This window comes from Paenibacillus sp. J5 (genome assembly GCF_054955055.1).
Map to the genome: position 1 here is coordinate 23,075 of NZ_JBUEDD010000021.1, position 22,361 is coordinate 45,435.

The 22,361-nt window shown below is 58.2% G+C and carries 2 protein-coding genes (1 of these 2 cut by a window edge); both read left to right on the top strand.

Features of this window, described 5'->3' with window-relative positions; translation table 11 throughout:
- Nucleotides 1-14,805, top strand: a complete 14,805-nt coding sequence (locus tag ACY1JZ_RS25680) for a non-ribosomal peptide synthase/polyketide synthase (protein WP_462631591.1) — start codon at nt 1-3, stop codon at nt 14,803-14,805.
- Nucleotides 14,805-22,361: the 5' portion of a non-ribosomal peptide synthetase gene (locus tag ACY1JZ_RS25685; RefSeq protein ID WP_462631592.1), read on the top strand. The gene runs 4,998 nt beyond the window's last position; 7,557 of the gene's 12,555 nt are visible here — the first part of the coding sequence; the start codon lies at nt 14,805-14,807; its stop codon lies beyond the right edge, outside the window. The genes ACY1JZ_RS25680 and ACY1JZ_RS25685 overlap by 1 nt, the downstream gene beginning before the upstream one ends.

Consider the following 22,361-nt stretch of genomic DNA (forward strand, 5'->3'; position numbering starts at 1 on the left):
TTGCAGTTGCTGGAATTTATGAGCCGGATGGAATTGCATGTTGATTTTCGTCCGGCGGTTACGGATAAGGAAATAGACAAGGTGGTGCATCTGGCCAATTGGACGGCGGATTTTCATCTGACAGCGCTAACATTTGACCAGTCGGCACTGCAGGAATGGCGTCATCGGCCCAACCATGAATGCTGGGTGATCGAGGTGAGCGACCGCTTTGGAGATTATGGGATTACCGGAGCGCTGCTGTTCGCCTGTCAGGGCGGCGTGTTGGATGTGCAGGCCTATATGATTAGCTGCAAGGTGCTTGGCAAAAATGTTGAGTTTCGTGTCATGCAGCAAATGATCGCCATTGCCAAAGAACGCGGCTGCCGGCAGCTTCATCTTCACTATCGGAAGACGCAGCGCAACGGGGTTTCTGCTGACTTTGTTCGTAAGATAGGCGGCGAGCGAATGAAACCAGAGGAGGGCGGCTTCGGAGCTGTTCTGACTGTCGATGAACTGGAGCAGACGCTGGCAGTGACGGGAGCAGGCGATGAGCGTACACTCAGGCTCCAGCAGCCCGTGAACCTGCACCGGCTATACGCCCCTGATCGCAGTCGAACGAATCTGCTCGCAGTCTGGGAGGATATTCGCTCGAACTACTGCACGAGTCAGCAGATCGTGGAGGGGATTCGCCGCCACAAGCAGCAGGCAAGAAGGCAGGAGGACAGCTATGTGGCGCCTCGCACGCCGCATGAGGAACGAATGGCGCTGATCTGGGAGGAGGTGCTGTCCGTCAAGCCAATCGACATCCGGAGTCATTTTTTTGAGCTGGGCGGCAACTCCCTGCTGGGCACACAGTTGCTATCCAGAGTTCGCGAGGCGTTTGGAGCGGAGCTGAGCCTGCAAGCCTTATTTCAGCAGCCGATCCTGCAGAGCTTTCTGGAGGTTGTGCAAGAAGCGGCCGCTGCTCATGAAGGGCGCAAGGAGGAGAGCCTGCAAAGAGGCGAGCAGCTAGAGGGCCCGCTGTCCTATGCACAGCAGAGTCTATGGTTTCTCCAGCAGTTGGAGCCAGACAGCCCGAACTATAATATGACGTTGTTTGTGAGGCTGGAGGGCCCGCTGTCCGTTAATGGCTTAGTTCACTGCCTGCATGTCATAGCGAGCCGTCATGATAGCTTGCGGACGACCTTTCACCTGGATGGGGGGCATGCCGTCGCCAGGATCGCTGAGCTAGCGGAGATTCCACTGGAGCTGTATCAGGCTCAAGGCTTGGACACGGAGAAGCGAGAGCATGCCCGCTCTATGGTGCTGGAGCTGTCCCGTCGGCCCTTCCGGCTAGAGGCGGAGCCGCCGATCAAGGCAGCGCTTATACAGTTGCATGAGCAGGAGCACCATTTGTTGCTGGTGATGCATCATATGATCTCTGACGGCTGGTCATTGCGGGTGATCCAGCAGGAGCTGCAAGATCATTACCGAGCCTACATCCTCCAGGAGGCGACAACGTCAAGCGAGCTTCCGATTCGTTACGCAGATTATGTGAGATGGCAGCGCTCCAGACTTGAGGGCAGCCACCTGCAATCGACCCAGTTGGAATACTGGCGCAAGCGATTGGACGGGATACCGCCGTTGCTTCTGTTGCCGACAGACCGCCCAAGGCCTGCGGTACAGACCTTTGCCGGTGCTTCGAGCCGGCAAGCACTGCCCGCCGAATTGTCCCGAGCATTGTATGAGCTGTGCCAAAGAGAAGGCGTGACGTTGTATATGCTGTTGCTGACGGCCTTCCAGGTGTTGCTGCATCGGTATACGGGACAGGAAACCATAGTGGTGGGTTCGCCGGTTGCGAATCGGAAGCGGACGGAGCTGGAAGGAGTCATCGGCTACTTCGTCAACATGCTGGCCTTGCGCGCAGACTATAGCGTTCCGATGTCATTCCGGGAGGCACTCCAGCAGACGAGAACGGTCGCAGTTGAAGCGTTCTCTAACCAGGACCTGCCCTTTGAACAACTGGTAGAAGCCTTGAATCCGGAGCGGACATTGGCTGCTTCGCCAATATTCCAGGTTACCTTCGCGCTCCAGCAGCAGCCTGCCACCCGTCCGACGGTCGGCGGCCTGCAGATGACCTTCCAGGAGCTGTCTAACGGGACATCCAAGTTTGACCTGAGTATGGCAGTTGACGAGAGTGAGCAAGGGCTTCAGGTCGATATAGATTACAATACGGATCTGTACGATCCAGCCACGATTGAACGGATGCAGGCTCATTATGCGGAGCTGCTGCAGGGTGTGGTTCAAGATTGTATGGAGCGGATCAGCCATTTGCCATTGTTGTCCCAAGAGGAGAAGCAGCAGTATCCATTATGGAATCGAACGGGGGTGAATGAGGTCTTAGGACGGTGTGTTCATGAGCTTGTCTCCGAGGAGGCCCAGCTTAGACCCGAGGGGCTTGCGGTCGCCTGTGGGGCAGAGCATATGACATACCGGATGCTTAATGAACGAGCGAATGCACTAGCCCATTATCTGCTTGCACGAGGCGTGGATTCGAGTTCTATTGTGGCCATTTATCTGAACCGTTCGCTTGATCTGGCAGTTGCCCAGCTTGCCGTGTTGAAGACTGGAGCTGCCTACATGCCGATTGACCCGGCCTATCCATCCCAGCGGGTAAGCTATATGCTGCAGGATGCGGAAGCGCACACGGTTGTAACGATTGAGCAGCTTGCGGAGCAGCTTCCACAGGATGGACAAGCTCAGGCTGTCTGCCTGGACAGCCAAGCTGCAATTGATTCCTATCCGGTCACCAGCCCGTCTGTAGCGAGCAGTCTGTCTGATGTCGCATATGTCATCTACACCTCAGGCTCGACCGGACAGCCCAAGGGGGTAGAAATTCGCCATGGCAGCCTGCTGAACCTGGTATCCTGGCATCGCCGCACCTATGAAGTCGGATATGACAGCCGGGCCACGCTGCTTGCCGGAACTGCATTCGATGCCTCGGTATGGGAGACATGGCCTTACCTTACAGCAGGAGCCTCTCTCCATGTTGTGGATGAGGAGACGAGGCTGGACAGCCTGCGCCTGTGCAATTGGCTGGTTTCCGCCCAGATCACCCATACGTTTGTGCCGACGCCTCTGGCCGAAGCGCTGCTCGCGGAAGAGTGGCCGGCGGGAACCGCGTTGCGTTATATGCTGACAGGCGGTGATCGACTGCGGGTTGCACCTTCCGCAGCGCTTCCTTTTCAACTCGTGAACCACTATGGCCCGACCGAATCGACGGTGGTGGCAACTAGCGGAGTGGTGCAGCCGGGTATGGAAGCGGCGATCACGATCGGTCGTCCGATCGATAATACGGAAGTGTATGTGCTGGATGACTGGATGCAGCGGGTGCCGATCGGTGTGCGGGGCGAGCTATACATAGGCGGCAAAGGTCTTGCTCGCGGCTATCGGAATCGCACGCAGTTGACAGAGGAGCGCTTCGTGGCGCACCCGTATCGTCCGGGAGAGCGACTGTATCGCACCGGCGATATATGCCGCCAGTTGGCAGACGGATCCCTTGAATTCGTAGGACGAACGGACCATCAGGTGAAAATTAGAGGCTACCGAATCGAGCTGGGCGAGATTGAAGCTGCGCTGTCATCGTCTCCTGGCGTCAGGGGCTGTATCGTTCTCGTACATGAGGATGGCGAAGGGAATCGGCGGCTGGTCGGTTATGTGGCAGTTGATTCGGGGCTTGAGCTGCAACAGGTAAGAGAAGGGCTCAAGGATCGTCTCCCTGGCTACATGATTCCAGCGATCCTGATTACTCTGGAGGAGCTGCCGTTGACGCCTAATGGCAAGATCGACCATCGCGCGCTCCCCACCCCCGACTTCTCTGCTGGCAGCACAGCAGGGGCTCTTCCACAGACGGAGACGGAGGTACTGCTGAGCGAGATCTGGAAGCAGGTCCTGGGTGTGAGCGCGGTAGGCGTTCATGACAATTTCTTTGCGCTGGGCGGAGATTCGATATTGAGCATACAGATTGTCTCGCGTGCCAGAGGGGCAGGACTGATGATGACGACGAAGCACATGTTCCAGCATCAGACCATAGCCGAGCTAGCAACTGTGGCACAGACGTCCAAGGCAGTTATCGCCGAGCAGGGTGTCATAACTGGTGAGGTGCCGTTAACGCCAGTGCAGCATTGGCTGCTGGAGCAGGAGCTGCATGAGCTGGATCACTGGAATATGGCGATGAAGCTGTCCTTGAAGCAGCACATGGACCCGTATCTGCTGGAGCAGGCACTACTCGCCTTGCTGTCTCATCATGATGCGCTTCGCATGTGCTTCACACGCGATGAAGCAGGGTGGCAGCAGGCCAATGCCCCGGCAAGCTCAGAAGCCTGCGGGCAGCTCTTGCAGCTTGCCGATCTGCGCTCCCTGGACGCTGCAGGGCAAGAGAGTGCTGTGCAGCAGCTGACCGAGCAAGCGCAAGAGAGCTTGAGTCTTGCGCAAGGCAGACTTATGCAGGCTGTGCTGTTCCGCCTGGACGAAGCTCGGGAGGAATTGCTGCTGATCATTCACCATCTGGTCGTGGATGGCGTGTCATGGCGTATTTTACTGGAGGATCTGGAGCAGGTCTATCATCAACTGGCGAATGGACAGCCGATCCAGCTTGCGCCCAAGAGCGCTTCGTTCCGTAGCTGGGCGTTCAATCTGGAGCACTGGGCGCGCACTGGGGCATTGGAACACGAGCAGGCCTATTGGCTCGCTGTTGGCGAGCCACAGCAGAAGCCTCAGCAGGAGGTGGCGGCAGGCTCGTCCATGGCGGCGATGTCAGCGTCCAAGAGGAACACGGTAGCCTCCGTCGGACGAGTCACCGTCAAGCTGGATACCGAGCAGACTCGGCAGCTGCTTCAGGAGGCGCCCAAGGCATATCGGACTCAGATCAATGATCTGCTGCTGACAGCGTTAGCCAAGGCGATGAACGATTGGACGGGCGAAGACAGCCTGTATGTTGCGCTGGAAGGACATGGACGGGAAGAGGTGGGCGAGGAGCTGGATATTTCCCGCACCGTTGGCTGGTTCACGTCCATCTATCCTGTGCGACTCGAGCTTGGAGACGAGGGACAGCCCGGTGACGAGCTCAAGCGAGTCAAGGAGCAGCTTCGAGGCATTCCGCAGCGTGGGATTGGCTATGGGCTGCTGCGTTACCTGACAGAGGATGCCAAGTGGAAGCAAGCGCTGGCTAGCCAGTGTGAGCCACGCATCAGCTTCAACTATCTGGGGCAATACGACGCGATCCTTACCGACTCCTCCTATATGCAGCTTATGCAAGGAGGGACGGGCGAGACGCGCAGTCCACGTGGAACCAGACGCTATGAACTGGATGTGTACGGCATGGTATTCGGCGGACAGCTAGAGCTGACATGGGAGTATAGCGAAGCGCTGCATGACCGTCAGGCCATCGAAGGGCTGGCACATCGCTACATGATGCATCTTCAGCAGTACATTTCGCATTGTCTGTCCATAGAGGCGGGCGGCTATACGCCGTCGGATTTCCCCGCAGCGCGTCTGCGTCAGCAGGAGCTGGATGCCCTATGCAGCAACAGCGCAAGTGAACGATTTGGTGGGTATGCAGCGATCGAGGATATCTACCTGCTCGCTCCGCTGCAACAGGGCATGCTGTTCCATGCGCTGTATTCCCCGGAATCTCCGGTGTACTTTGAGCAGGCAGTTATGGAGCTGACAGGCAAGCTCCAGCTTTCAGCCTGGCAGCAGGCTTGGGAGCATGTCGTATCAAGACATGCCGTTCTGCGAACCTCCTTTGCCTGGGAGGGTCTGCGCGAGCCGCACCAGATTGTGCACCGACGGGTTCAGCTTGCGATGGAACTGCTCGATCAGCGTGAATTGCCTCAGGAGCAGCAGCCACATCGGCTTGAGGAGCTGCTCTCATCGGACAGGAGCAGGGGTTTTGATCTGACCCGCCCGCCTATGAGGTGGATGCTTGTGCAGCGAGAAGAGGAACGCTGGCAGCTCATATGGAGCTTTCATCATCTGTTGCTGGACGGCTGGAGCGTATTTGCGATCCTACGTGAGCTATGCAGCATCTACGGTGCGCTGGTGCGCGGAATGAAGCTCCCGGAGCTCTCCGGTAGCGGAACCTATCGCCATTATATTCAGTGGACTCAGGGGCAGGACGAGGAGAGCGCCAGAGGCTATTGGCGGCAGTATTTGCAGGGATTTGCCGCTCCGACAGCACTGCATATTGGCGGCCCCTCCCGGATGACAGAGGAGCAGCATGACGAGGTGCGTATCTGTCTCTCCGATGAGCTGACGAGCGGGCTTCAGCATCGGGCACGCGACCGCCGGATGACGATGAATATGCTCATTCAGGCCGCATGGGCGCTGCTCCTGCACCGTTATAGCGGTGAGGAGGATGTGCTCTTCGGAGCTACCGTATCGGTACGTCCGCCAGAGCTGGCAGGTGTCGAGACGATGGCTGGCCTGTTCATTAATTCGCTGCCTGTCCGCATGCGAGTCCCGCAGCAGGACGAGCTTGGAGGCTGGCTGGAGGGAATTCGGGAACGGCAGGCGGAATGGCTCACCTATGCTCACAGCCCGTTGCCGATGGTGATGGATTGCAGCGAGGTGCCAGGCGGGCAGCCGTTGTTCGAGACGCTGCTCGTATTCGAGAACTATCCGGTTGACACGACATCCGATCCGCTGGAAGCAGCAGGACTGCAAGCTGGCAAGCCGGACATCCTGGAGCGGACGACTTATCCGTTGACCATCATTATTATTCCAGGAGAGCGGATGGAGCTGCGAGCTGTCTACGACCAGCGGCGTTATACCACCGTAGCGGTGGATCGGCTGCTCGCGCATCTGCAGCAATTGCTGTCTGCTATAGCCATCGCCGAGCCGCAGCATCGGCTCCAACAGTTGCCCATGTTGACGCAGCAAGAGGAGCAACTACTGCTGACAGACTTCAATGTAGCTGCTTGCAGCCCACTGGCAACCGGCGAGACGCTCCTCGAGATGATGGATCGCCAGGCGGCAAGCACGCCGCACGCTGTGGCGCTCATCGATGGCCATGAGCGGTTGAGCTACAGCGAGCTGCATAGCCGGGCTAACCGGCTTGCCCGCCATCTCCAGGGACTAGGTGTAGCGCCGGAGACGCTCGTTGGCTTATGCGTCCAGCGCAGTACGGAGCTGCTAGTGGGTGTGCTCGGCATTCTCAAGGCAGGAGGCGCCTATGTGCCGCTTGATCCTGCCTATCCGCAAGAACGGCTGGCTTTCATTATCGAGGATACCGGCGTTCAGGTGCTGGTGACCGAGCAGCCTGTGCTGGAGCGCCTGCCGGACAATACGGCTCAACTGGTGCTGCTAGATGCGGATTGGCCCTTGATTGAGGAGCATATCGATGATCCGGTCGAGAGCGAAGTGCACGGTCATCATCTCGCCTATATAATCTACACCTCGGGCTCGACTGGAAGACCCAAGGGCGTAGCGCTTGAGCATCGCAATACAGCGGCCTTCCTGCAATGGTGCGGAAGCCAGTTCTCCCGCGAGGAGCTGGCAGGCGTGCTGGCCTCGACCTCGATCAGCTTCGATCTGTCGGTGTTCGAGATGTTTGTGCCTTTGATCTGTGGAGGGACGGTCATTATGGCGGAAAATGCGCTCTATCTGCCGACTCTGCCAGCAGCCAATGAGGTGACGCTCGTCAATACGGTGCCTACAGCCATGGCAGAGCTGATTCGAATGAACGGCGTGCCTGCATCCGTCTTGACCGTCAATCTGGCTGGTGAGCAGTTGCCGTTGACACTGGCCCGTCAGGTCTATGCCACCGGCTCGATTCAGCGCCTGTACAATTTGTACGGTCCTTCGGAGGACACCACCTATTCCACCTGCTGGCTCGTTGAGCGCGAGGGCGAGGCGGCCCCCCCGATCGGCAGGCCGATTGCCGGTACAAGCTGTTATATATTGGATCAATGGATGCGCCCTGTACCGGTCGGCGTGCCGGGAGAGCTGTACATTGCTGGCGAAGGGCTCGCTCGCTGCTATCTGGAGCGACCTGAGCTGACGGCAGAGCGATTTGTCGCTAACCCGTATGCGAGGGAGCGCAAGGAGCGCATGTACCGCACTGGTGATCTGTGCAGGTATCGCGAGGATGGCGTCATCGAATATATGGGGCGGATCGATCATCAGGTCAAGCTGCGGGGTTACCGGATCGAGCTACAGGAGATTGATACGGTGCTATCCTTGCATGACGATATTCAGGAAGCGGTTGTTGCGGTGCATGAGAATCATACCGGTACGAAGCAGCTTGTTGCATATTATGTAGCAGTAGAAGGTATCAAGGAACAATTAACCGATGAATTGCGGGTATATCTGCAGGGGCAGTTGCCGGAGTATATGATTCCGTCCATCTATATGAGGCTGGATCACCTTCCGTTGACCCCGAACGGCAAGGTAGACCGCAAAGCATTGCCATTGCCGGAAGCTGCGGCCATACAGCGTAGCGATTATACAGCGCCAAGCAGTGAAGAGGAGCGCATTCTATGTGCGATCTGGGAGCAGGTGCTCGGTGTGGAGCGAGTGGGCATCCATGACGGATTCTTCGGTCTTGGTGGAGATTCCATCCTGAGTATACAGATCATGTCCCGTGCCGGCCTGGCAGGTCTGAGGCTGACGCCTAAGCAGATGTTCCGCTATCAGACGGTAGCAGAGCTGGCGAAGGTGGCCGAGAAGACAGGCGGTGTATCCCAGCGTGATCAAGGCATCGTCACGGGTGAAGTGCCGCTCACGCCGATTCAACAATGGTTCTTTGAATCCGATCTGACGGCCTGGAAGGATTGGTGCCAACTGGTGCATCTGAAGGTCAGACAGCGGATCGAACCGGAGACATTGCGGCAAGCGTTGTCGGCGCTATTAGTTCATCATGACGGACTGCGGCTGCGTTTCTCGTCTGACGAGACAGGCTGGCGGCAGCATCATGCCGAGCCCGATAGCATCATTCCGCTCTCGGTGATCGATCTGTCGCTGTTGTCCGCTGTCGAGCAATCGGCTGCCAGACAGACAGCTATAGCACAAGGGCAGGACAATCTGGATCTGGCGAATGGTCCGCTTGTCTGGTGCATTTATTTCCGCAATGGTGACAGCGGACAAGCCGATACGCTAACGTTCATCGCGCATCATCTGGTGTCGGATGGCATCTCGCTCCGAGTACTGCTGGAGGATCTGGAGGCGGCATGCAGGCAGATCGAACGGCAAGAGGCGATCAGCCTGCCGCCGAAGCAGACCTCCTATCAGGAGTGGGCGAAGCGGCTCGCGGCATATGCACTCACCGAGGAGGCAGCCAGGGAGAGAGGATACTGGCTTGATCCGAAGCGTTATGCCTCTGCTCCGCTGCCGGCAGATCATGATCTGGGCGAGAACAGCCATGCCTCAATGGAACGGGTGAGCCGCTCTCTGACAGCGGAGGAGACACGCATGCTGCTGCATGAGGTTCCGTCGGCTTACCGGACGCATATCAATGATGTGCTGCTGACAGCGCTGGTACAATCGGTTGCCGGCTGGACAGGGCAACGCTCCTTGCTGTTGAATCTGGAGGGGCATGGGCGCGAAGAGCTTGTGGATGGTCTGGAGCTGGCTCGAACAGTCGGGTGGTTTACGTCGATCTATCCGGTATTTCTGGAGCTGGGTGAAGCGACAGAAACGGGAGCGATACTTAAAAGCGTCAAGGAGCAGCTTCGTTCTGTGCCCAAGCACGGGATCGGGTATGGCATTTTGCGCTATCTCTCGGCTGACCCGGAGATGAATGGAATGGCATGGGATCGACCGGAAGCGGAGATTGTCTTCAACTATTTGGGACAATTTGACCAGTTGATTGAAGGGTCTGATCTGTTCGACTCGGTGGAGCTGAATCAGAGCATTGGTGGTATGCGTCGTCATGTGCTGGACATCTATGGCATGGTGCGGGCGGGCAAGCTGCAGATGGTATGGGAGTATAGCAGCCATCTGCATCTGCGCGAGACGATGGAGCAATTGGCTGAGCGATTCATGTCGGCGCTGCGCTCCTTGATCGCGCATTGCCTATCGAGCGAGGCGGGCGGCATTACGCCTTCGGACTTCCCGCTGGCAGCGATGACACAGGAGGAGCTGGATCGTCTGGCAGCCGGTACGGATGGCCGGAGTATTGAGGATATATACCCGCTTGCTCCGACCCAGCATGGCATGCTGTTTCATGTCCTGCATGCACCGGAATCGGGCGTATACTTCGAGAATATGACCGCCTCTCTTGAAGGAGAGCTGGTACCTTCGCTGTTCGAGCAGGCGTGGAGGCAACTCGTTGCCCGTCATGCGATCCTGCGCACTGCCTTTATTTGGCGGGGCGTAGACCATCCGCATCAGGTGGTCTACAGGAAGGCTGAGCTGCCGTTCCATTACGAGGACTGGCGCAAGCTGCCATCTGCTGAGCAAGAACAGCGGCTACGGCAATATGTAGAGCAGGATAAGCGGGGGGGCTTCGAGCTGGAGCAGGCTCCGCTCATGCGGGTGGCACTCCTGGCAACGGGTGAGCGGAAGCACAGAATCGTGTGGAGCTTTCACCATTTGCTGCTGGATGGCTGGAGTGTGTCGCTGCTGCTCAAGGAGCTATTCGAGCTGATCGAGTGCTTGGATACGGGATCGAGCTTGCCGGCTGCTCCGCTTCACGCCTATGGAGATTATGTGGAGTGGCTGCAGCAGCAAGATAGGAGCCAAGCCGATGCGTATTGGCAGCGGCAGCTCACTGGCTTCCGTTCACCGACGTCACTAGCGATCAGCCGCAGGCAGCCGGAGGGTGAGGAGGGCTATAGCGAACAGCGAATTGAGCTTGCTGCCGAGCTTACGGCTCGTCTGCTGCAGACGACTCGAAGCAGACAGCTTACGCTGAATACGCTCATTCAAGGCATATGGTCGCTTGTGCTTCACCGTTACAGCGGGAAGGATGATGTGCTGTTTGGTGCTACGGTATCCGGTCGGACAGCCGATGTGCCAGATATTGAATCGATGATCGGCTTGTTCATTAATACATTGCCTGTCCGTGTTCGGGTGAACCGCGAGGAGCGGCTGTTTGCCTGGCTATGGCAGCTACAAGACGGACAGGCGGAGCAGCGAATGTTCGAATCTACGCCATTGTCACGAATTCAGAACCTCAGCGAGTTCCCGAATGGAATTCCATTGTTTGACAGTATTATTGTCTTTGAGAATTACCCTGTCGACACAGCGGAGACAGGGATGGATAGACTGCGGCTGCAGGCGATGGAGACGAGCGAGCAGACGAACTATCCGCTGACATTGGCTGTCGTACCGGGTGATGAGCTATCGTTGCGGATGCTGTATGCCAGCAATCAGTTCGACTCACAGTCCGTGGAGCGGCTGCTGGGACATGTGCGCACGCTGCTCCAGCATGTAGCCACTAGCAGCGACGAGACGCTGCTGAAGGAGCTGCAACTGCTGAGCGAAGCAGAGCGGGTGCAGCAGGTGGAGGAGTGGAACCGGACGGCGAGCAGCTACGAAGGAGCAGAGAGCGTGCAGGAGCTGGTGGAGCGCCAGGCGAAGCGGACGCCGGAGGCAGCGGCTATCGTGCAGGGCGAGCGGACAGTGACGTATCGGGAGCTGGATGAGCAGGCGAATGAGCTTGCGCAGCGCCTGCGCAGGGCAGGGGTGAAGCCGGGGACGCCGGTGGCGGTGTGCATGGAGCGCAGCGCCGAGCTGATCATTGCCGAGCTGGGTGTGCTGAAGTCGGGCAGCCCGTATGTGCCGATCGATCCGGCGTACCCGCCGGAGCGCATCCGGTATATGCTGTCGGATACGCAGACCGCGGTCGTGCTGACGCAAGCGAAGCTGGCCGGGCGCTTGGGCGAGCTGACCGGGGCGGCCATCTGGTCGCTGGACACAGCGGATGCGAAGGAGTATGCAGAGCTCGGCGGACGGGCGATGCAAGGGCTGGAGGAAAGACTGAAGGAAGGGCTGGAGGAAGGGCGGGATGACAGCCGCACCTCCGATAATGAGTACGCGCCGATGCAAGCGGGCACGCCTGAGAGTCTGGCCTATATAATCTATACCTCAGGCTCGACGGGTCAGCCGAAGGGCGTGGAGGTGTCGCACCGCTCGCTGCTGAACCTGATCGGGTGGCATCAATCCGCCTACGAGGTGAGCGCGTCTGACCGTGCGACGCTGCTGGCAGGACCGGCCTTCGACGCCTCGGTATGGGAGATCTGGCCGTATGTGACGGCGGGAGCGAGCGTGCATATCGTGGAGGAGGAGCTGCGGCTATCGCCGGAGGAGCTGAGAGATTGGCTGGCAGCTACGGGCGTCACGCTGAGCTTCATGCCGACGCCGCTGGCGGAGCGGATGGTGGAGCTGGAGTGGCCGGAGAAGGTGGCGCTGCGTGCGCTGCTGACAGGAGGCGATCGTCTGCATCGCCATCCCGCCCAGGCGCTGCCGTTTGCGCTGGTGAACCATTACGGCCCGACCGAGAATACGGTGGTGGCGACCTGTGCGGTGGTGCCGCCCGCAGCAGGCCAAGCGGAGGCGCCAAGCATCGGCCGACCGATCGCCAATACGACATGCTACATTCTGGATGAGGCGATGGAGCTGGTGCCTGTAGGGGTGCCGGGCGAGCTGTACATCGGAGGCAGCAATCTGGCGCGAGGCTACTGGGGCCGTCCCGAGCTGACGGAGGAGCGATTCGTAGCGAATCCGTATGGCGGAGCAGGGAACGAGCGGATGTACCGGACAGGGGATCTGTGCCGCTACCGGGCGGACGGAGAAATCGACTATCTGGGTCGGATCGATGACCAGGTGAGTGTCCGTGGCTTCCGGGTAGAGCTGGGCGAGATCGAGACGGTGATGGCCCGCTATGACGGAGTGAAGGAAGCGTGTGTGTCGGCGCGAACGGAGGACTCGGGCCAGACGCGTCTGACAGGGTACATCGTAGCGATAGAGGGAAAACCGTGGCAGGAGCTGGAGGAAGGGCTGCGCCGTCACATGAAGTCCTGGCTGCCGGAGTACATGATCCCGGGCGTGGTGATGCAGCTAGAGCAGTTGCCGATGACGGCGAACGGGAAGCTTGACCGGAGGGCGCTGCCGGAGCCGGAGCAGCCGGGGGGAGGCGCCACGTATGCGCCACCGCGCAATGAGCTGGAGCAGGCGCTATGTGCGATCTGGGAGCAGGTGCTGGGCGTGCGGCAGGTCGGCATCCGCGACAATTTCTTCGAGCTCGGCGGAGACTCCATCATGAGCATTCAGGTTGTAGCTAAGGCGCGTCAGGCCGGAGTGCATCTCCAGCCCAAGATGATCTTCGACTATCCTGTCATCGCTGAGCTGGCTGAGGCGGCGGGGAGCGGCTTGTCCCCGTTGACCGAGCAGGGTGTCATCACCGGCGAGGTTCCGCTGACACCGATCCAACGTTGGTTTTTTGAACAGGATATTGCGGATCGCCATCACTGGAATCAGGCGATGCTGCTTCATCTGAAGCGGTCGCTGGACACGGGGCTGCTGGAGCAGGCGCTGCAGCAGTTGACCCGTCATCATGATGCGTTGCGTCTGCGATATACGGAGGGCGAGGAGGGCTGGATACAGCAGCTCGCGCCTGTAACCGGGGCGGACCTTCCGCTATCATGCGTCGATCTGTCAGCTCTTAGCCCAGCAGATCAACGGGAATGGCTGGAGCAGGAGGCGACGAGAGCGCAGGCATCACTGAATCTGCAGCAAGGCCCGATATGCATTGCGGTGCTGTTCGACCTGGGAGCCGAGCGCGGAAGGAGACTGCTGCTTGCGGTTCATCATTTGGCTGTAGACGGCGTGTCCTGGCGGATATTACTGGACGATCTGGAGATGCTGCTGGAGCAGCTTAGCTCAGGAGAGCCCATTCAGCTTCCGCCTAAGACGACCTCTTACAAGTCATGGTCGGAACAACTGGTCACATACGCGCAGACCGATGCGCTCTCAGAAGAACTCACCTATTGGCTCCATGTGGACGAGCAGGCAGCCGTGCCGCTGCCAATTGATCAGGACGCGGGAGGCAATACGCTGGCTTCGATGGAGGAGCTCACCGTGTTCTTGACGGAGGAGGAAACCTCGCGCCTGCTTCGGGAAGCCCCGATCGCTTACCGCTGCGATCTGATGGATCTGCTGCTGTGCGCGTTAGTGAGCGCATGCTGTGATTGGACAGGCGGGCGCGGATTGCGGGTGACACTGGAGGGACATGGGCGCGAAGATATTATCAAGCATGCGGTGATTGATCTGAGCCGGACGGTTGGATGGTTCACCTCCATGTATCCCGTCACACTGCTGCGGTCTGAATCGGCTCAGGCGCATGATCAGGTCAAGCACATCAGGCAGCAGTTGGCCAAGCTTCCACAGCGTGGAATTGGTTATGGCCTGCTGCGCTGGCTGTCTAATGATGAGCGGACGATTGCTCGGCTTCGCAATCAGGTAGAGCCGGAGGTCAGCTTTAACTACTTGGGGCAATTCGATCCTATGCTATCTGCCTCTTCATGGTTTGAAGCGGCTGGTGAATCGCCGGGTGTTGTCTACGGGGCCGGAGACCGGCAGCATCTGCTGGACATTGTTGGTGTTGTGAAGGAAGGGCGTCTTGGGCTGACCTGGGCATACAGCAGCAGCTATCATCACCGGACGACGATCGAGCAGCTTGCCGCCGCCTATATTCAGGCGTTGCAGCAATTGCTCTTAGGGTCTAAGGATACGGAACGTTCGGAGTATACCCCTGAGGATTTTGCGCGAACCCGATTAAGTCAGAGTACGCTGGACAAGATCATGTCGCAGGTCACTCAACATAACAGGAGGTCTCAAAAATAATGGAGGTCATCATTGAAGACATCTATCGCTTGTCTCCGATGCAGCAGGGCATGTTTTTTCATAGTCTGTATGATGAAGGATCACGGGCCTATATTACACAGACCCGTTTCACCTTGCAGGGTGAGCTGAATGCGCCAGCGTTGCTCGAAGCATGGCAGCAGGTGCTGGAGCGCCATCCCGTGCTGCGCACCTCCCTCGTCTGGGAGGACATGGAGGAGCCATATCAGATTGTCCATGCTCATTCACAGCTTCCGATCACGGAGCTGGATTGGCGTAGCGTGGAAGCTTCAGTGCAGGAAGAACGATTTGCCGAGCTGCTTGAGGCCGATCGCAATGACCCGTTTGATCTGAAGGCGGCCCCGCTTATGCGTGTTGCGCTCGTCTACCTGAGTGAGCAGAATTGCCGCGTCCTCTGGACGTTTCATCATCTGCTTCTGGATGGCTGGTCGATTCCGCTCGTCCTTCAGGATTTATTCCATCTGTACAACGCTAATCGGCTAGGAGTGCAGCCCTCCTTGCCTGCTGTTCGCCCATATGGAGATTACTGCCAATGGTTGGATGAGCAGGATATGGGGCAAGCGGAGACGTTCTGGCGACACAACCTGCAGCAGTTCACCGCACCGACCGAGCTACCGGAGGATAAGGATCAGCCGTACAAGGCCTACTTCGATCAGCAGTCGCTGCAGCTCACCTCGGAGTTGACGGAGCGGCTTAACCGGTTTGCCCGCAAATGCAGGGTCACACCGAGCACACTGTTTCAAGGAGCCTGGGCAATATGGCTCAGCACGAGCTGCGGGGAGGAGGACGTTCTGTTCGGCACGACTGTATCGGGACGTCCGTCCGGCCTGCCGGGCGTAGAACATATGGTGGGTCTGTTCATTAATACGCTTCCTGTGCGGATTCAGGTTGCTGCTGATTCGGCTCTAGGGCCATGGCTGCGTAGACTTCAGGCTCAACAGGCCGAGCTGCGGCAATACGAATATAGCCCGCTGCCAGCAATTCAGGGCTGGAGCGAGATACCGCGTGGCACATCGCTATTCGATAGCCTGTTCGTCTATGAAAATATACAGCCTGGCAAAGCGCTGTGGACCATTAATGAACAGTTGAAGGCTGTGGATCAGGACGCGGTAGAGCAGCCTGACCTTCCGCTTACCCTTGTTGTACTGCCGGGCAACACGGTTCAACTGCGAGCGGTCTATGATGCGGGTCGCTTCAGCAGTGGACGCATTCGGTGGATACTGGAGCGGCTGCACAGGATGCTGGAGGCGATGCTCACGGCAGGAGAGGGAACGACACTCAGAGAGCTGCCGTTAATTAACGAGGACGAACGGCGGGTCATTGACAACTGGAATGATACAGCGACGATCTATCCATGCGAGCGCACCATTCCAGAGCTGTTCGCAGAGCAGGTATCGCTTGGGCCGGACAAGCCAGCGCTGGCTAACCAGGCCCATGAGTGGACGTATGGAGAGCTGGACCGTCTGGCGAATACCGTCGCTGTCCGTCTGCAGGCAGCCGGGGTCACGCGAGAGCAGCCTGTGCCGATGCTTGTCGAACGATCTCCGTATATGGTGATCGGAATGCTGGCTATTCTCAAGGCAGGGGGAGCCTATGTTCCAATCGATCCGGGCTACCCAACCGAACGAATCGCTACGATTGTAGAAGAGAGTGGTGCAAGCCTGCTGCTGGCGGCTAGCCGTTCCGGGTTAAACCAGCTTGCAGAGGGCAAGGACTTGCTCGTAATGGACGAACTGATCGAGCTGTCCATGGTGCCTGAACATGTGCCCGCACCGACCGCTTCCGGGCAGCCGTCGGATTTGGCTTATGTGATGTATACATCAGGCTCCACAGGACGACCGAAGGGAGTCATGATTGAGCACCGCAATATTGTGCGTCTCGTTAAGGATAACGGCTACTTTAATTTCAACGAACAGACGCGCCTGCTTCAGACGGGAGCCGCCGTATTTGATGCGGCGACACTGGAGGTGTGGGGTTCGCTGCTGAATGGTTCGCTGCTGGTGCTGCTTGAGCAGGACGCCTTGCTGGACAGTGAGAAAATTAGGCAGACGATGGCGCAGCATGACATTAATACGATGTTTGTGACGACGCCATTGCTCCATCAGCTTGTATTGCAGGACAGCTCGATCTTCGGTCAACTGCAGACACTCATGACGGGTGGCGATGTGCTGTCTGTGCCACTGATGAACGAGCTGCTGCGAGCGAATCGGGGTCTGACGATTGTTAATGCTTACGGACCTACAGAGAACACCACGATCTCTACAACGTACACATTCACGGACGAGCAATCATCGGCGATTCCAATTGGTCGACCTATAGCGAACTCGACAGCTTATATCGTTGATTCGAAGCTGCGGCTGCTGCCTCCGGGCATGAAGGGAGAACTGCTGGTAGGGGGCGATGGCGTTGCTAGAGGCTACTGGAATCGGGACGACCTGACAGCGGACAGATTCATCGATAGTCCGTTCCGCGCGGATGAACGCTGTTATCGTACTGGCGATCTGGCTCGCTGGCGGGAGGATGGCATCATCGAGTTTGTCGGCCGTGCGGATGCGCAGGTGAAAATTCGCGGCTATCGCATAGAGCCCGGTGAGATTGAGGCCGTCATGGTGGCACGACCCGATGTCAGCGAGGCCATCGTATTGGCTGCAAACGCCGATTCGGGCGATAAACGGCTGGTAGCCTACGTTGTGCCGGAGCAGACCGGTGACCCGGAGCTGCTGCACAGACTGCGTGACGAGCTGAAGGCTGAATTGCCTGAGCATATGATTCCTTCCTTGTTCATTGCGCTGGACATGCTGCCCCTGACCATTAGCGGGAAGGTAGACAGACGCGCACTTCCAGCGCCGGATTGGTCGCTGGTGGAGCGGGGAGCTTATGCCGCACCGCGCAATGAAATCGAAGAAAAGTTGTGCGCCATATGGAGCTCTGTGCTTGGCGTAGGACAGGTGGGCATTGACGACAATTTCTTCGAGCTAGGCGGAGACTCGATCATCAGCATTCAAGTGGCCACCCAGGCGGCGAAGCAGGGTCTGCGCTTGACGCCGAGACTTATATTCGAGCATCGTACCATTAGCGAGCTGGCAGGCAAGGTTGGAGGCGCGCGTCAGGTGGAGGCCGAGCAGACGGTCATTACCGGAGAGACGCCGTTGACACCGATCCAGCATTGGTTCTTCGAGCAGCAGTTTGCCAAGGCGCATCATTGGAACCAGGCGATGCTGCTGTCGATGAAGCGCAGGCTGTCCCCCGCTGTTATCGAGCAGGCGCTGAGCATTCTGCTGACCCATCATGATGCGCTGCGGCTGCGGTTTGCAAGCAGCGAGGTCAAGGCGCAAGCCTATATTGCTCCACCTGAACCGCTGCAGCTCGTTCATGCCGACCTATCTGAGCTGCACGGATCAAGACAGGAACAGGCCACATTGGAATTGACCGCCGATCTGCAAGCGAGCTTGAATCTGCAGGAGGGGCCATTGCTGCGGGCAGCTTACATTGACAGAGGGGCATCTGTTGATCCATTGCTATTCATGGTGATCCATCATCTGGCTGTCGATAGTATCTCGTGGAACATTTTGTTAGAAGACCTGGAGATGTTGTGCAATGCTTCCGAGGAAGAGCGGACATCCGCGCTCCCATCCAAGACGACCTCATATAAACGCTGGGGGGAGCGGCTGGAGCAATATGCCGACTCTGATGCGCTCCATGAGGAAGCGGAGGCTTGGCTGAAGCAGCTTGATGGTCGACATATCGAGCTTCCTCTCGAGCCCCGGTTCGAGAGCAACGAAGAAATGGGGGAAGAGACATGGAATACAGTCGCTCACTCCTCTGTCTTTAAGTCGGTGCTGTCCGCGGCAGATACTACGGCATTGTTGACAGAGCTGCCTGCCGTAACGAAAACTCAGGCGCAGGAGGCATTACTGGCTGCACTGCTGCGAGCCATGGGACAGTGGACAGGACATTCAGAGCTATTGCTTCATCTTGAAGGCCATGGTCGCGAGGAGCTTGGCGAAGAGATCGATCTGTCCCGGACAGTAGGCTGGTTCACGACGATGTATCCGGTGCGGCTGGCATGTACGGCGTCCGCTTCGCCGCTGGAGTCCATACGTGCTGTGAAGGAGCAGTTGCGAAGCCTTCCCGGCAAGGGACTGGGCTACGGCGTACTGCGGTATCTGAGCAACTCCGGCATGGGGGACGCTACACTGGCAGAACGCACGCAGCCGCAGGTCAGCTTTAACTATCTCGGACAGATCTACCAGTCCGTCGGCGGATCGCAACTGTTCGAGCCGATAGATGGCCCCGTCGGAGCGATGCTTAGCGCCGAGGGACGCCGCCCGCATCTGCTCGACATCAATGCAATGGTGCTTGGCGGGCAACTGCATATCTATATCACGTACTGCCACAAACTGCTTGGCGAGAAGACCATAGCTGGACTCGCTCATCATCTGGAGCAAGAACTGCAGACGATGCTTCGCCTGGCAATACAGACGCCGACGATATGCTATACGCCTTCCGACTTCCCGCTGGCTCAGCTCGCACCGCGGCATCTGGATAAGCTGCTCCGTCCAGGCGGGTCGCTCGCTGGTCATGCCCTGATTGACCTGTACCCGCTATCCTCCTTGCAATCAGGCATGCTGTTTGAGTCACTGCTTGAGGCTAAGTCACATGCTTATTTTCAGCAGTCTGTATTCTCGCTTCGTGGGAACATCCAGCCGCAGCTATATGAGCGGGCCTGGCGGGAGGTCATCGACGCTTACGACATTTTCCGCACGCTGTTTGTATGGGAGGGTCTGGATGAGCCTCATCAGGCCGTCATAAGTGGAGCCGAGCTGCCGCTAAGCTGGGAGGACTGGAGCGACGCTGCGGAGGCTGTTCAGGAGGAACGGCTTGCGGCGATGCTTGCAGGCGATCGGGCACAAGGCTTCGATTGGCTGAAACCGCCGTTGATGCGGATAAAAATGATCCAATTCGGGCCATCCAGCTTCAGGATGGTATGGAGCTTTCATCATTTGTTACTGGATGGCTGGAGCCTGCAGCTTGTATGGGGCGAGGTGCTGGAGCGATATGAGTCGCTGGTACAGCAGCGCCCTTACATGGGACGCAAGACACGGCCATATCGGGAGTTTATCCGCTGGACGCGAAGACAGAGCAAGCAGGAGGCTGAGCGCTTCTGGAGAGAATATCTCCAGGACATTCCGCCGACACGCCTCCATCTGGAGCGGTCAAGCGCAAATCGGCAGTCGCAACGGACGGGAGAATGGACAGTATCATTGCCCTCAGGCACGGCAAGTCGTCTGCAGCAGGCTGCTCAAGCGGGGCAGCTCACACTGGGCACGATCGTGCAGGCCGCCTGGGCACTGGTTCTGAGCTTGTACAGCGGTAATGACGAGGTGCTGTTCGGAGCTACGGTTGCCGGAAGGCCGGCAGAGGTTGACGGGGCTGAGGCCATGGTTGGCCTGTTCATCAATACATTGCCCATCAAAGCCAAGCTAGAGCCGGATGCAAGGCTGGCAGATTGGCTGGCAGAGCTGCAGCGTCAGTGGTATGAGGTTCGTCAATATGAGCATTCATCCTTAACGGAAATACAAGGCTGGAGTGAGGTGCCAAGAGGAACGCCACTAATAGACAGCTTGATTGTGTTCGAGAACTATCCGACGCAGACGGCTGCCCAACGCGGTGTAGCGAATCTGATTGTGGAAGGAGTGCGTGCTTATGAAAACCCGAATCTGCCCTTAACTATTGCTGCTGTCCTTCATTCTCAGCTTGATCTTCATGCGCTGTATAATCCAGATCAGCTTCACCCGGATCAGGTACAGCGGATGTGCGGCTCGCTGGCCCGGATACTTGAGGACATGGCTGTCAGTCTGGAGAAGAAGGTTGCAGATCTGGAGTGGTTGGCGGAGGAAGAACGGGATTTGCTGATCCGCCAGCTCAACCAGACCTCTGTGCCGTATCCGCAGGAGCGGACGATCCCGGAGCTGTTCGAAGAGCAAGTGGAGGCGAGGCCGGATGCGACGGCGCTGCGAGGAGCGGACGGAAGAAGCTGGACCTACCGGCAACTGGACGAGGCGGCAGAGCGGCTGGCCTGGCGTCTGCGCGAGGAGGGGCTAAGCGCGGAAGGGCTGGTGCCGATCATCGCCGAGCGTTCGCCAGAGCTGGTCATTGGCCAACTGGCGATCCTCAAGGCGGGCGGAGCCTATGTGCCGATCGATCCGAAATATCCGGCAGAGCGGATGGAATGGATGCTGGAGGATGCTGGAGCGAGCTTGCTGCTCATTCAACATGCGGAGCTGGCGCGGAGGCTGGAGCTGAATAGCGCCACTCGAACGCTATTGATCGCTGAGGAGCTGGAGGATGCGGTCGCAATTGTCGGCGCGACAGAAGCGCAGGCTCGTTGGCAGAAAGGAAAGGACGCTGCCAGTCTGGAGCTGCCTCATCCGATTGCAGATCAGGGCAGCCAGCGAGAGGAGCGATCCGAGCACATGGCGTATGTCATGTATACCTCCGGTTCCACGGGACGCCCGAAGGGGGTCATGGTGGAGCATCGCCAGATTGTACGTCTGGTGAAAAATACCGACTATGTCGCATTTGATGAACAGACCTGTATTTTGCAGGCAGGTGCGGTCGCCTTTGATGCCTCAACCTTTGAAATCTGGGGGGCGCTGCTGAACGGCGGCAGCCTGTATATGCCGGATGAGGAGACGATCCTGGATGGCCGCAAGTTCAGACAAGTCATTCAAGAGCAAGGCATCAATACGATGTTTCTGACAGCTCCGTTATTCAACCAGCTACTGCGCCAGGAGGACGGGGTATACGAGGGATTGCAGACACTCCTCGTTGGTGGCGATGCGCTGTCGGTGCAGCATGTGAACGAGGCGTATCGCCGTTACCCGAGGCTGAAGCTGAAGAATGCCTATGGCCCGACAGAGAACACGACATTCTCGCTAGTATATCCGATTACGGAGGAGCAGGAGGGAAATGTGCCGATCGGTCGTCCGATCGCGAATACGACAGTCTATGTGGTGGACCGCAGACTGAGGCTGGTGCCGCCGGGAGCGGCGGGGGAACTGCTGGTCGGAGGCGCGGGTGTCGCCAGAGGGTATCTGAACCGGGAGGAGCTGACAGCGGAGAAATTCGTGCCGAGCCCATTCGTGCCGGGAGAGCGGTGCTACCGGACAGGCGATCTGGTGCGTTATCGGGAGGACGGCACGCTGGAGTTTCTATGCCGACTTGACGAGCAGGTGAAAATCCGTGGCTACCGGATCGAGCCGGGCGAGATCGAGCGTGTGCTGACGAGCCATGCGCAGGTCGAGGAGACCTTCGTGAAGGTGGAGCAGGGGGACAATGGAGAGAAGCGGCTGATCGGCTACTGCGCGGTTGGGAGTGCGACCGGGCAGGTCACGGCGGAGCAACTGCGCGAGTATGCGCAGGGGCTGCTACCGGACTACATGGTTCCGAGCGGGCTAGTGGTATTGGAGCAGCTTCCGCTGCTGGCGAACGGGAAGGTCAACCGCAAGGCACTGCCTGAGCCGGAGGAAGCGGCT